15 protein-coding genes are annotated in these 13,054 nt (G+C 46.0%); 7 read left to right on the plus strand and 8 right to left on the minus strand.

What is annotated here, in order from left to right; translation table 11 throughout:
- The first annotated feature begins 100 nt into the window (after positions 1–100).
- Positions 101–646, plus strand: a complete 546-nt coding sequence (locus ACED53_RS08085; protein WP_017099694.1) for a gamma carbonic anhydrase family protein — start codon at positions 101–103, stop codon at positions 644–646.
- On the opposite strand, the gene ACED53_RS08090 is transcribed toward ACED53_RS08085, so the two are convergent.
- The 4 genes from ACED53_RS08090 to ACED53_RS08105 all read right to left on the minus strand — a co-directional run bounded on the left by ACED53_RS08090 (position 643) and on the right by ACED53_RS08105 (position 3,329).
- Entirely contained in the window at positions 643–912 is a 270-nt protein-coding gene (locus ACED53_RS08090; RefSeq protein ID WP_017099693.1) for a DUF1488 domain-containing protein, read from the minus strand. The two genes, ACED53_RS08085 and ACED53_RS08090, sit on opposite strands and share 4 nt — an antisense overlap.
- Positions 913–929: 17 nt before the next feature.
- On the minus strand, positions 930–1,760 hold the full coding sequence (gene aroE / locus ACED53_RS08095; RefSeq protein WP_017099692.1) for a shikimate dehydrogenase: 831 nt from the start codon (positions 1,758–1,760) through the stop codon (positions 930–932).
- Positions 1,761–1,834: 74 nt separating this feature from the next.
- Positions 1,835–2,752: an oxygen-dependent coproporphyrinogen oxidase gene (gene hemF, locus ACED53_RS08100; RefSeq protein ID WP_017099691.1), complete on the minus strand. Its 918-nt coding sequence runs from the start codon at positions 2,750–2,752 to the stop codon at positions 1,835–1,837.
- A 19-nt stretch (positions 2,753–2,771) separates the two neighbouring features.
- Positions 2,772–3,329, minus strand: a complete 558-nt coding sequence (locus ACED53_RS08105; protein WP_029222950.1) for an L-threonylcarbamoyladenylate synthase — start codon at positions 3,327–3,329, stop codon at positions 2,772–2,774.
- 195 nt (positions 3,330–3,524) lie between these two features.
- Here ACED53_RS08105 and purE point away from each other — a divergent pair, with 195 nt between their 5' ends.
- A complete protein-coding gene (gene purE, locus ACED53_RS08110) occupies positions 3,525–4,010 on the plus strand; it encodes a 5-(carboxyamino)imidazole ribonucleotide mutase (RefSeq protein ID WP_004735777.1) in 486 nt (161 codons plus the stop codon).
- 5 nt (positions 4,011–4,015) lie between these two features.
- Entirely contained in the window at positions 4,016–5,146 is a 1,131-nt protein-coding gene (locus ACED53_RS08115; protein ID WP_017098118.1) for a 5-(carboxyamino)imidazole ribonucleotide synthase, read from the plus strand.
- An 86-nt stretch (positions 5,147–5,232) separates the two neighbouring features.
- Here the strand turns inward: ACED53_RS08115 and ACED53_RS08120 are convergent, their stop codons facing one another.
- Genes ACED53_RS08120 through ACED53_RS08135 form a run of 4 tightly spaced genes read right to left on the minus strand, consistent with a single transcriptional unit; the run spans position 5,233 to position 8,495 of the window.
- Positions 5,233–5,802, minus strand: a complete 570-nt coding sequence (locus ACED53_RS08120) for a type I DNA topoisomerase (RefSeq protein ID WP_017099689.1) — start codon at positions 5,800–5,802, stop codon at positions 5,233–5,235.
- Between the two features lie 12 nt (positions 5,803–5,814).
- On the minus strand, positions 5,815–6,291 hold the full coding sequence (locus ACED53_RS08125) for a DUF494 family protein (protein ID WP_009848094.1): 477 nt from the start codon (positions 6,289–6,291) through the stop codon (positions 5,815–5,817).
- A 3-nt stretch (positions 6,292–6,294) separates the two neighbouring features.
- Positions 6,295–7,407 carry a DNA-processing protein DprA gene (gene dprA, locus ACED53_RS08130; RefSeq protein ID WP_017099688.1) on the minus strand — a complete coding sequence of 371 codons (1,113 nt, stop codon included), beginning with the start codon at positions 7,405–7,407 and terminating at the stop codon, positions 6,295–6,297.
- Positions 7,404–8,495 carry a LysM peptidoglycan-binding domain-containing protein gene (locus tag ACED53_RS08135; protein ID WP_017099687.1) on the minus strand — a complete coding sequence of 364 codons (1,092 nt, stop codon included), beginning with the start codon at positions 8,493–8,495 and terminating at the stop codon, positions 7,404–7,406. The genes dprA and ACED53_RS08135 overlap by 4 nt, the downstream gene beginning before the upstream one ends.
- Before the next feature lie 140 nt (positions 8,496–8,635).
- Between ACED53_RS08135 and def the strand changes: the two genes are divergently transcribed.
- The 4 genes from def (at position 8,636) to trkA (ending at position 13,039) form a co-directional block, all read left to right on the plus strand.
- On the plus strand, positions 8,636–9,148 hold the full coding sequence (gene def, locus ACED53_RS08140) for a peptide deformylase (RefSeq protein WP_004735769.1): 513 nt from the start codon (positions 8,636–8,638) through the stop codon (positions 9,146–9,148).
- 38 nt (positions 9,149–9,186) lie between these two features.
- Positions 9,187–10,152 (plus strand): methionyl-tRNA formyltransferase, encoded by a 966-nt coding sequence (gene fmt, locus ACED53_RS08145; RefSeq protein ID WP_017099686.1) that lies wholly within the window; start codon positions 9,187–9,189, stop codon positions 10,150–10,152.
- A 119-nt stretch (positions 10,153–10,271) separates the two neighbouring features.
- The gene (rsmB, locus tag ACED53_RS08150; RefSeq protein ID WP_017099685.1) at positions 10,272–11,552 is read left to right on the plus strand and encodes a 16S rRNA (cytosine(967)-C(5))-methyltransferase RsmB; all 1,281 of its coding nucleotides are present in this window, start codon (positions 10,272–10,274) and stop codon (positions 11,550–11,552) included.
- A 110-nt stretch (positions 11,553–11,662) separates the two neighbouring features.
- Positions 11,663–13,039, plus strand: a complete 1,377-nt coding sequence (trkA, locus tag ACED53_RS08155) for a Trk system potassium transporter TrkA (RefSeq protein WP_004735766.1) — start codon at positions 11,663–11,665, stop codon at positions 13,037–13,039.
- Positions 13,040–13,054: the final 15 nt, after the last annotated feature.

A 13,054-nucleotide genomic window follows, 5' to 3' on the forward strand; every position in this document is an offset into this window, starting at 1 on the left:
TACTTTTTTGATTGTTCGAGCGTTTTTTGTTCAAAACACCCCATTTTCACTAGTATTCCCCTTAATTAAGGGCTTAAGGTACCTATATAAAGGAGGATTTATGAGTTCAATACGCAGTTATAAAGGAGTATCCCCTCAGATTGGACAAGGTGTCTATATAGATACAAGCTCTGTACTGGTTGGTGATATAAAAATCGGTGACGACTCTAGTGTGTGGCCTTTGGTTGCAGCTCGAGGGGATGTAAACCACATTCATATTGGAGATAGAACGAATATCCAAGACGGTAGCGTTTTGCACGTCACCCATAAGAATGCAGAAAACCCAGAGGGTTATCCTCTACTAATAGGTAATGATGTCACTGTCGGGCATAAAGTAATGCTGCATGGCTGCACCATTGAAGATCGTGTACTTGTTGGTATGGGAGCTATCGTGCTCGATGGCGTGGTTATTAAAGAAGATGTGATGATTGGTGCTGGTAGCTTGGTTCCGCCTAATAAGGTACTTGAAAGCGGTTATCTATATGTCGGAAGTCCAGTAAAACAAGCACGCCCATTAAATGATAAAGAGCGTGCCTTTTTACAGAAGTCAGCTGACAACTATGTTCAGAATAAAAACGACTATCTAGACTCTGTGTTACCAGTCTAAAACGCTTTGATCTGAATCCGATGAGAGGAGTCATACTCCTCTTCTTCTATTAACTCTTCCGCTAGCTCTTCAATATCGAAACGTAACTCTGAAAAGATAACTAAAGCTTGATCGCCTTCTTCTATATCTTTACCTGCCAATCGAGACAGCTCTTCAATAGACATAACACACTCAATCAGTGCGCCAGACTGCTGTGCTGGAAAGATGATTGATTGATTTTCTTCATCCCAATCTTGGATATCAGGAAATAGAATTGATTGATTCATTTTTTATAAATACCTCATTACATCTCTAGGTTTTTACGTAGTTCTCTTAAAATCTGTTTTGTTCCCGGACGAAGGCCACGCCAAAGCATAAAGCTCTCTGCTGCCTGCCCCACTAACATACCCAAGCCATCATAAGCAGCATGAACACCATTATCTAATGCCCAATGATTGAATACCGTGGTGCCCGATCCGTAAACCATGTCATAAACGGCGCTATTCGAATTGAAGATAATCTCAGAAACTTCAGGAAGTTGACCACTTAGACCAGACGAGGTCGAGTTAATGATGACATCAAACCCTTCATTAACATCACTTAACCCCATTCCTTTGATGTTTCCATGTGAAGAAAACATCTCAGCCAGAAGTTCAGCCTTTGAACGGGTTCGATTAGCGACTACCAACTGTTGTGGCTTTTGGTCGAGTAGAGGTTGAATCACTCCTCGAGCAGCACCACCAGCACCAAGTAGAAGAACGCGAGCTCCTTTTAACGCAACTTGATGTTGAAGAAGGTCTTGAACTAAGCCTTCACCATCGGTGTTATCACCAATGATCTCTCCATCATCGAGCTTCTTAAGTGTGTTTACGGCACCTGCTAGTTCAGCTCTTTCAGTCAGGCGATTAGCGAACTGATACGCATCTTCTTTAAAAGGTGCTGTGACATTACACCCTCTACCACCCTCACTAAAAAAAGCTTGAGCAGCAATGATGAATTCACCTTGTTCTGGCTGGAGTGCTGTATAGGTAAGTTGTTGGCTGGTTTGGCGAGCAAATAATGTGTGAATGAATGGCGATTTGCTTTGCCCAATAGGGTTACCGAAAACGGCATAACGATCTACTTGCTGTGTCATATCCTTACCTAACAGAAATAAAAAGGGTCATCTATATAGATGACCCTATCACTATCCCTATAAGGAAGGAAGAACTACCAAACTCGAGGTTTGAGGTAGTCACTATAAAGAAGAGCTTCTGGTGAACCCGCTTGTGGTTCGTAGCGGTATTCCCAACGAGCCAACGGCGGCATAGACATCAATATAGACTCTGTGCGACCACCACTTTGCAGACCAAATAAGGTGCCACGGTCATAAACTAGGTTAAATTCAACATAGCGACCACGACGATAAAGTTGGAAGTCACGCTCGCGCTCACCGTAAGACGTCTCTTTTCGTCGTTCTACAATTGGTAGATAGGCGGCTGCAAAGCCTTCACCGACAGCCTGCATATAAGCAAAGCTCTTATCGAAACCCCACTCATTCAGATCATCAAAGAACAGACCACCAACACCGCGTGTTTCGTCTCGGTGAGGCAGATAGAAGTATTTATCACACCACTCTTTATGTTCTTGGTAAACGTCCTCACCAAATGGTGCGCACAGATCTTTAGCGGTTTGATGCCAAGACTGGCAATCTTCATCAAAAGGATAGAATGGTGTTAAATCAAAACCACCACCAAACCACCAAATTGGGTCTTCACCTTCTTTTTCCGCAATAAAGAATCGAACGTTCGCGTGTGAGGTTGGGATGTATGGGTTTTTAGGATGGATAACTAACGACACCCCCATAGCTTCAAACTTACGTCCGGCTAATTCAGGGCGGTGAGCGGTTGCTGAAGCTGGCATTGCCTTACCTGCAACGTGAGAAAAGTTAACACCACCTTGCTCAAAGACCGCACCGTTGGTCATCACGCGAGTTCGACCACCGCCACCAAGGCGTTCGCCAGGTTCACGCTCCCATGCATCTTCTTCAAACAGTGCTGTGCCATCAGCTTGCTCAAGCTGTTGGCAAATCGAATCTTGTAGGCTCAGTAAAAACTGTTTTACTGCTTCTTTATCAATTGCTGACATCTTTCTTCCTTTGCAGGGTTTAACCCTGTCTTAATATTTTCGAGGTTTTTGCATCTCTAATTTCGCTTGGCTTCTCACGACCACCCGTTTGACCTTCGAGAATAGCCACCAAATGTTGACCCAGTTGCTGTTGAACTTCTTCAGTCGTCATACAAGGTGGTTCACCTGTCAGGTTAGCACTGGTCGAGGTTAACGGCTTACCGAATTCATTACACATTCTTTGAACCAAAGGGTGATCAGTCACGCGTACCGCGATCGAATCAAATTGACCGCTTACCCAGTCAGTAACTTTACTGCTGGTTGGCATAATCCAAGTGACCGGACCTGGCCATGTCGCTTTAACCGTCGCTAATTGGTCATCGGTTAGTTGGCTTTCGTCAATATAAGGCAACAACTGCTCGTAACTTGCAGCAATTAGGATCAACCCTTTTTCCATCGGTCGTTGTTTTAAGTCGAGCAGTTTCTTAATGGCTTGTGGATTATCGGGATCACAACCGACCCCAAAAACGCCTTCTGTCGGGTAAGCAATGACTTCACCTTGTTGTAATGCCTGCAAAGTATGTTGAAAGTTATCCAAGGGTTGCCTCATTAATTCTGTTATCGAACTCGCTAAGTGTACAAATTATCATTCACTGTGACTAAAGCTATTTGTTTATAAAATGTATCAATTAACAACTTAGACTGACGCAAACGTTTTCCTTAAGCAATTTTACCCGTATAATGCGCGCAAAATATCTAATCACTAATTAAATCGTACCTGAAGGAGTTTGAGATGACTGTCGGTATTATCATGGGTTCTAAATCTGATTGGCCAACAATGAAGCTAGCTGCAGAAATGTTGGATCAGTTTGGCGTGGCGTACGAAACAAAAGTGGTTTCTGCTCACCGCACACCTCAGTTGCTTGCTGACTACGCAACCAGTGCGAAAGAGCGCGGTATTAAAGTGATTATTGCTGGTGCTGGCGGTGCTGCGCATCTTCCGGGCATGGCTGCAGCTTTCACAAGCGTACCTGTTTTAGGTGTTCCTGTTCAGTCTAAAGCACTGAAAGGCATGGACTCACTGCTTTCTATCGTACAAATGCCAAAAGGTATCGCGGTAGGTACTCTGGCTATCGGTGAAGCTGGCGCAGCCAATGCAGGCATCCTAGCCGCTCAAATCATTGGTACACACAATGAAGAAGTGATGGCGAAAGTAGAAGCGTTCCGCTCTGAGCAAACAGAAACGGTTCTTGCTAATCCAAACCCTGCAGAGGACTAATTCCCATGCATGTTCTTGTGTTAGGCGCGGGCCAACTTGCTCGCATGATGTCCCTAGCTGGGGCACCGCTGAATATTGAAATTTCTGCTTTTGATGTTGGCAGCAAAAATATTGTTCACCCATTAACGCAAGCGATTCTAGGCAACGGCTTAGACAATGCGATTGAGCGTGCGGACGTCATTACTGCAGAGTTCGAACATATTCCTCACGACGTGCTTGAGGTATGTGAACGCAGCGGTAAGTTCTTACCGACAACAGAAGCAATCAAAGCTGGCGGTGACCGTCGCCTTGAAAAAATCCTGTTAGACGAAGCAAGCGTGAAAAATGCTAAGTACTACGTGATTAACTCTCGCGAAGACTTTGACGCTGCGATCGCTCACGTTGGCTTACCAATGGTATTGAAGAGCACACTTGGCGGCTACGATGGCAAAGGTCAATGGCGCTTAAAGACATTAGATAACGTTGACGCGACTTGGACAGAAATGGCTGAGTGCATCGCAGCAACAGACAACCAAGCCATTGTTGCTGAAGAGTTTGTCCCGTTTGACCGCGAAGTATCACTGGTGGGTGCTCGTGGCGCCAATGGTGAGATTCAAGTGTACCCACTGGCTGAAAATGTTCACACCGATGGCGTGTTGAGCTTATCGACAGCGATTGATGACATTGAACTGCAAGAGCAAGCGAAAACCATGTTCACTGCCATTGCTGAACGCTTAGATTACGTTGGTGTGCTCGCGCTAGAGTTCTTTGATGTTCAAGGTTCACTGCTGGTTAACGAGATTGCACCACGTGTTCATAACTCTGGCCACTGGACGCAGCAAGGCGCTGAAACTTGTCAGTTTGAGAACCACCTACGTGCCGTATGTGGGATGCCACTAGGCAGCACCAAACTGATTCGCCCAACCGCAATGATCAACATCCTTGGCGAAGATACCCTACCTGAAGCAATTCTTGCTCAAGGTGGCTGTCATGTTCATTGGTATGGTAAAGAGAAGCGTGCAGGTCGTAAGATGGGCCACATTAACGTGAGCGCTGACTACAACGCAGAGCTGCAAAGAGCGTTATGCTCACTGGCAGACATTCTCGATAAGCAAGCCTACCCTGCTGTGCATGAATTTGCTGAGCAGATGAAGTAAGTCTACATTGCTTGATGAATATAGAACGTTTATTGGATATAGAAACGGCGCTCAGTGAGCGCCGTTTTTTTGTCTATAACATCAGGTTATTGAGATTGAATGTGGTGACACTTGCGATCAGCACATTCTTTCTTGATTCCATTGGCTGTTTTCTTCTCAAGTAACAACGGGAACTGACACTGTTCACAACGACCGATAATAGGTGGTTGGTTTACTGCGAACTTACACTTTGGGTAGTTATCACAAGCATAGAAGGTTTTGCCATAGCGAGATTTACGCTCAACCAAATGGCCTCTGCCACACTCAGGGCAAGCAACAAGTGGCTGCTCTTCAAGTTGTTCTTTTGGTTGGTCCAAAGATTCGATGTGATTACACGTTGGGTAACTGCTACAGCCAATGAACATCCCAAAGCGGCCTTGCCTTAATACCAATTCGTTTTGGCATTTAGGGCACGGTACACCCAACTCTTTCACCACGTGGCCATCATTTTGATGCAACGGCTTGATGTAATCACAGCTCGGATACTGCTTACAGCCTAAAAATGGGCCGTGCTTACCATGGCGAAGCTGAAGCTCTCCACCACACTGTGGACATGGTTCATGCTCTAATGCATGTTCATGTGCTGAAAAAAGCTGATTATCAATCTTACTACTCATGACAAGCCTGTATTAATGCAAGATACCTTGCTCTTTGGTGTACAACAGCTCTTCCATTTGCGTGTAAGCACTTTCATTACCCGGTACATTAAATAGCACCATTAAGATAATCCATTTCAGATCATCCAATTCAAATTCGTTGGTCTCAAGCCCCATCACACGATCAATCACCATTTCACGAATCTCTGTCGTAAGCACGTTGATCTGCTCAAGGAACAATAAGAAGCCTCGACACTCCATATTAATACGTGAAATCTCTCGACTGGTATAAATACGCATCGAGGTATTGGAACACACACTAATCGCCGCTTGGTTCTCGGTATCTTGCAATGCAGCAAGATCTTCTAACCAATGGAGGGCCTTATAAATATCATCTTGGTGAAACCCTGCTCGAAGAAGCTCATCTTCCAGCTCATCTTGATCCACCTGCAATTCAGAATCGCTATGGATGTAGGTTTCAAACAAGTACATCAGTATGTCCATCATCATAGCTTAGCCTCTCCCCTTTCGAATATAGCCACCGGAAACTGCAACAACATGCCCTGAGAGCTCAAGCTCTAAAAGCTGCATCATGACCTCATGCACAGGTATATGGGTTCTCTGTGCCAAAATATCAACGGGTGTCGCCTCTAATCCTACGTTAGCTAACAGCTGTGGAAATGGCAATTGTTCATTTTCACTCTCATTCGGCGTAGGCTCGAACAAACTGGGCTGCTGATCTATAGACCAGTCTAACAGACTCTTTATTTCGATCAGAACATCTTGAGCATTTTGCACCAAACATGCACCGGCTTTAATTAAGCTATTGCCGCCACGGCTGGTAGGGCTATGAATTGAACCGGGCAGCGCAAACACTTCTCGGCCTTGCTCCATGGCATAGCGAGCTGTAATCAAAGAGCCGCTCTTCTCAGCCGCTTCAACTACCAAGGTTCCGAGCGATAATCCACTTATAATACGGTTACGGCGAGGGAAATGTTCAGGTCGTGGTTTGGCACTTGGGCGAAACTCTGAAACCAATGCACCATTTTCACAGATCCTATCGGCTAAGTTTCTGTGCCGCGCTGGGTAAATGGAATCCAAACCTGAACCTAAAACCGCGAAAGTCTCTCCTCCTTTATCTAGAGCACCATCATGAGCATAACCATCAATACCCAACGCTAAGCCACTAGTGACAATCAAACCATTTTGGACGAACTCTTTGGCGAAGGACTTCGCTGTCTGCAGCCCTTCGATACTGGCATTACGGCTACCAACCATCGCGATCTGAGGCTCGATCAGTTTTTCAACGTGACCTTTAACGAAAAGTACGCTTGGCGCAGAGGCGATCTCGTTCAGTAGTTTGGGATAATGTGAGCAATTAGGGGTAATGATGTGATGGTTAGTTTGTTTTGCTTGCCATGCTAAGCAAGCCTCCATTTCTCTTGGGGCTTGCTCTCTTAAATAGGAGATTTGCTTAGCTGACAAGCCAATCGCTTGCAGTTGCTGGCTTGAGTAGCCAACAATATTAAAAGGAGAATCAATGCTCAGCAGTCGAGAAAGTCGCTTGCCACCCAATTGCGGTACAAAACTTAGAGTTAGCCAAGCGCTCAGTTGTTGCTCATTCACTCGGTGCCCTTAAGCTCTTCCGTCAAAGCAAGGTCCAAAGGCGATACCGCCAGAATGTCATTGCTAACAGGCTTAGAGCTCTGAGTGATCAAAGCCAAGCTAAAATACTCATAAGGACGAATGACCATCAAACTACCAAGTGAGGTACTTGGCAATTGCACCTTATCGCTCGCCGCCGACTCTTTATAGCTGTATTCGCCTTGCTTACCAAACACCACCGCACCGCTTTCGCAGAGCGTAAACATAGAGCCTTGGCGAAGATTGTCTTGCGAGCCTTTGTTAATAACCACGACCTGATTCTTTGCACTGTATTGGCTGCCATCTAACGAACCCAAGATATTAGCAAACTGACCCGCAGCACTAGGCGCAGGATAAAACGTGGTTGAGAGCTTCACCTGATCAACGCCAAGTTCTGGTAACACGAGGTCGTTGAGCAGTACCTCTTGCAGCTGAGTCTCTATTTGCAAACTACTGAACTCAGCATCCACCTCTTTTAAGCGCGCCGTGGCGACCAAACGCAAAGAAGTCATACTAGCTTGAGGTTGCTGTCGTTGGTAAGTTTCGACAGAACGGTAAATACCCCATTTTTGATGTTGCTGGTTACCCGAGATAAATAGTCGGTCTTCACCCGATAAGAAACGTTTGCCATCACTTGTCCCCAACACTCGTTGAGCAGATTGGATATCTTGTTGCTCAACCAAACGATCAGATTGTAGATACGGTAGAACAAGCGCCTCATTCACGGTAGGTACTGCTTTCTTCTCTGATACACGAATCTTAGGGCTTAGCTTGATGACGGGTTTGAGGCTCAATACAGGCTCACCATTAACCCAAACCAGAGACAATTTATCTCCGGGGTAAATAAGGTGAGGGTCTTCTATCTCAGGATTGACCTGCCACAACCTCGGCCACAGCCATGGACTATCAAGATACATCGCGGAGATATCCCACAAAGTATCGCCCTTCACCACCACATACGCCTCGGGTGCGCCTTGTTTAATGGTTAAAGGTTGCTCACTATTTTCAGCCATAACGGCGAACGAAAGCGAGGCACAAATAAGAGATAAAGCGGGGGAAAAATGACGCATGACCTAGGTTCCTTGGTCTGAATATATGACATCTGATTAGAGAATTACCTTCAGGATGCTGTCATTTGACCTCTAAAATGTCTAGAATTGAGCCAACAAGGTTTAAGCTGTTTCGGCACAGTTCAATATTTCGAGTGTATATGTCTGTATTACAAGTATTAACATTACCAGATGATCGTCTACGTACCGTGGCGAAACCGGTAAAAGAAGTTACCCCAGAGATTCAAAAGTTCGTTGATGACATGATTGAAACCATGTACGACGAAGAAGGTATCGGCCTTGCGGCAACGCAAGTAGATTTCCACCAACGCATCGTTGTTATCGATATTTCAGAAACACGTGACGAGCCTATGGTTCTGATCAACCCTGAAATTACCGACAAACGTGGCGAAGATGGTATCGAAGAAGGCTGTCTATCTGTACCAGGCGCTCGAGCTCTAGTACCTCGCGCTGCAGAAGTAACGGTTAAAGCTTTAGACCGTGAAGGCAACGAATTCACATTCGACGCTGACGACCTTCTGGCTATCTGTGTTCAGCACGAACTTGACCACCTAGAAGGCAAGTTGTTTGTTGATTACCTATCGCCACTAAAGCGCAAACGTATTCAAGATAAGCTAGCGAAGATTAAACGTTTCAACGAGAAACAAGGTTAATAACCGCTGCTATTACTAAATTAAGAAGGAAGTCTACCTTGAGTCAATCTTTAAGAATTGTCTTCGCAGGTACTCCGGATTTCGCCGCCCGTCATTTGGCGGCGTTGTTGTCTTCGGAGCATGAAGTTATTGCTGTTTACACACAGCCAGATCGTCCAGCAGGCCGCGGTAAAAAACTGACTGCGAGCCCAGTAAAAAACATCGCACTTGAAAACAATATTCCGGTTTACCAACCAGAAAACTTCAAGTCAGATGAAGCTAAGCAAGAGCTAGCAGATTTGAATGCTGACATCATGGTTGTTGTCGCTTACGGCTTGCTTCTTCCACAAGCTGTATTAGATACGCCTCGCTTAGGTTGTATCAACGTACATGGTTCTATCTTACCGCGCTGGCGTGGTGCTGCTCCTATCCAACGCTCTATCTGGGCAGGTGATAAAGAGACAGGCGTGACGATCATGCAGATGGATATCGGCCTTGATACCGGTGATATGCTCAGCATCGCGACGCTACCAATCGAATCTACAGATACTAGTGCGTCAATGTACGAGAAGTTAGCTGGTCTTGGTCCTGATGCGCTTGTTGAGTGTTTAGCAGACATAGCTTCTGGTAAGGCTGTTGCTGAGAAGCAAGACGACGAACTTGCTAACTACGCGAAGAAGCTGAGCAAAGAAGAAGCTAAAATTGATTGGAATGACAGTGCAGAACACATCGAACGTTGTGTGCGCGCTTTCAACCCGTGGCCAATGAGTCACTTTGCGATTGTTGATAGCAGCTCTAATGATGAAAAAAGCATTAAAGTTTGGCAGACACGTGTTGATGAAGAATCGACATCTGCGCCAGCTGGCTCAATCATCAAAGCAGATAAGACTGGTATTTATGTTGCGACTGGCGACAAAGTACTAGTATTGGAACAGCTACAAGTTCCAGGCAAAAAAGCCATGTCAGTTCAAGACATCTTGAACTCACGTGCAAGCTGGTTTGAAGTTGGTACTCAACTTTCTTAACCGCTTTAAAGCTACTCAATATGTACTTAAAAACGTGTAGCTTGTAAAAACACTATTTAGAAAACCTTTACGAGGGCAGAGATGCCCTCATGTATTCAAATAAATATTCGGTACCCCTCATGAATGTTCGCGCTGCTGCTGCAAATGTCCTATTCCAAGTTGTCGATAAAGGCCACTCTCTTTCACACGCTCTCCCTGCGGCTCAAAAAACGATCCGTCCGCGAGACCATGCTCTACTGCAAGAGATTTGCTACGGCGCACTTCGTTACCTGCCTCGCTTAGAGTCAATCGCTAACGAACTGATGGAAAACTCGCTTAAAGGTAAAAAGCGCGTATTCCACCACCTGATCTTAGTAGGCATTTACCAGTTGAGCTTTATGCGCATTCCTTCGCATGCTGCCGTTGCTGAAACAGTTGAAGCAACCAAAACACTGCGCGGCCCAAGCCTGAGTGGTTTGATCAACGCAGTGCTTCGCAGCTACCTGCGCGATCAAGAAGAGCTAGATGAGAAAGCCGTTAGCCACAATGCGGGCAAATACAGCCATCCAAGCTGGATCCTAAAAATGCTTCAAGAAAGCTACCCAGATCAGTGGGAGCAATTAGTTGAAGCAAACAACAGCAAGGCACCAATGTGGCTGCGTGTAAACCGCCAACACCACACTCGTGACGAGTATGTTGAACTGCTTAAAAACGAAAACATTGAATACACGCTGCACCCTGAAGCGGCTGATGCCATAAAATTAGCGTCACCTTGTGATGTTACTTTGCTTCCTGGTTTCGACCGAGGCTGGGTATCAGTACAAGACGCTGCAGCTCAGCTTTCTGTTGATTACCTAACACCAAAAGATGGTGAACTAATCCTAGACTGCTGCGCAGCACCTGGCGGTAAAACTGCACACATTCTTGAACATACTCAAGACACTGAAGTGGTTGCAATCGACAGTGATATTAAACGCCTAGACCGCGTTTACGATAACCTTGAACGCCTACAACTGCGTGCCGACGTGATCTGTGGTGATGCTCGCTACCCTGAAGAGTGGTGGACAGGCAGTCAGTTTGACCGCATCCTACTTGATGCTCCGTGTTCAGCGACGGGTGTAATCCGCCGTCACCCTGACATTAAGTGGCTACGCCGTGCATCTGATATTGATGCACTAGCAGAGCTGCAAAGTGAGATTTTGGATGCAATGTGGCGCCAGCTAAAAGAAGGCGGCACCATGGTTTATGCGACATGTTCTATCACGCCGCAAGAAAACGTGCTGCAAGTGAAAGCATTCTTAGAGCGCACCGAGAACGCAACGCTAGTTGGGTCTGATATCGAAAAACCGGGTCGTCAAATACTACCTGGTGAAGAAGATATGGATGGCTTCTACTACGCAGTTCTAGTAAAACAGGCATAACAACTAACAGCGGCTAAGAATTTATTTCTTAGCCGCTGTTTCTTTCTAGTGCATTATCAAAGCGAAAAGAGATCACTAGAATTACAACGGCAAAAAATAAGAGAAAGGCTATGAAGATCATTATTCTAGGTGCTGGACAAGTTGGCGGTACCCTTGCTGAAAACCTAGTGGGTGAAAACAATGACATCACGATTGTCGACCGTAATGCCGACCGACTTCGTGAACTTCAGGACAAATACGACCTTAGAGTTGTAAACGGTTATGCCAGCCACCCGAACACACTACGTGAAGCGGGCGCGCAAGATGCCGACATGTTGGTTGCCGTAACCAACATGGATGAAACCAACATGGCCGCATGTCAGGTTGCCTTTTCTCTGTTTAACACACCAAACCGTATTGCCCGTATCCGCTCTCCACAGTATTTAGAAGAGAAAGAAGCACTCTTCAAATCAGGGGCGATTCCGGTCGATCATTTGATTGCCCCAGAAGAACTCGTCACCAGCTACATCGAGCGCCTGATTCAATATCCAGGTGCATTGCAGGTTGTGAGCTTTGCTGAACAGAAGGTTAGCCTAGTAGCAGTAAAAGCTTACTACGGTGGACCATTGGTTGGTAACGCACTGTCTGCTTTGCGTGAACACATGCCGCACATTGATACTCGTGTAGCCGCTATCTTCCGTCAAGGTCGCCCTATTCGCCCACAAGGCACTACCATCATTGAAGCCGATGATGAGGTTTTCTTCGTCGCAGCAAGTAACCATATCCGCTCTGTAATGAGTGAGCTTCAACGCCTAGAGAAGCCGTACCGCCGCATCATGATTGTTGGTGGCGGTAACATTGGTGCAAGCTTAGCTAAACGCCTTGAGCAGAGCTACAGCATCAAGCTTATCGAACGCAGCTACACTCGCGCCGAGAAGTTATCTGAAGAATTAGAAAACACCATCGTATTCTGTGGTGATGCAGCCGACCAAGAACTGCTAACCGAAGAGAACATCGATCAGGTGGACGTGTTCATTGCCCTAACCAATGAAGATGAAACCAACATCATGTCAGCGATGCTGGCGAAGCGAATGGGTGCCAAGAAAGTAATGGTGCTGATTCAGCGTGGCGCTTATGTCGACCTTGTTCAGGGTGGTGTGATTGATATTGCTATCTCGCCACAGCAAGCGACCATTTCTGCGCTGCTTACCCACGTTCGTCGTGCTGATATTGTAAATGTATCATCTCTACGCCGTGGTGCTGCTGAGGCTATCGAAGCGATTGCTCACGGTGACGAAACCACCTCTAAGGTTGTTGGTCGAGCGATTGGCGACATCAAACTACCACCGGGTACCACTATTGGTGCGATTGTTCGCGGAGAAGAAGTACTTATCGCGCACGATAGAACCGTAATCGAACAAGATGACCACGTAGTGATGTTCCTAGTGGACAAGAAATACGTACCTGATGTTGAGTCTCTATTCCAACCGAGCCCGTTCTTCTTATAGCCTTGTTCTCGTAAG

It is taken from the genome of Vibrio sp. 1F169 (genome assembly GCF_041439605.1).
Taxonomy (GTDB): Bacteria; Pseudomonadota; Gammaproteobacteria; order Enterobacterales; family Vibrionaceae; genus Vibrio; species Vibrio tasmaniensis_A.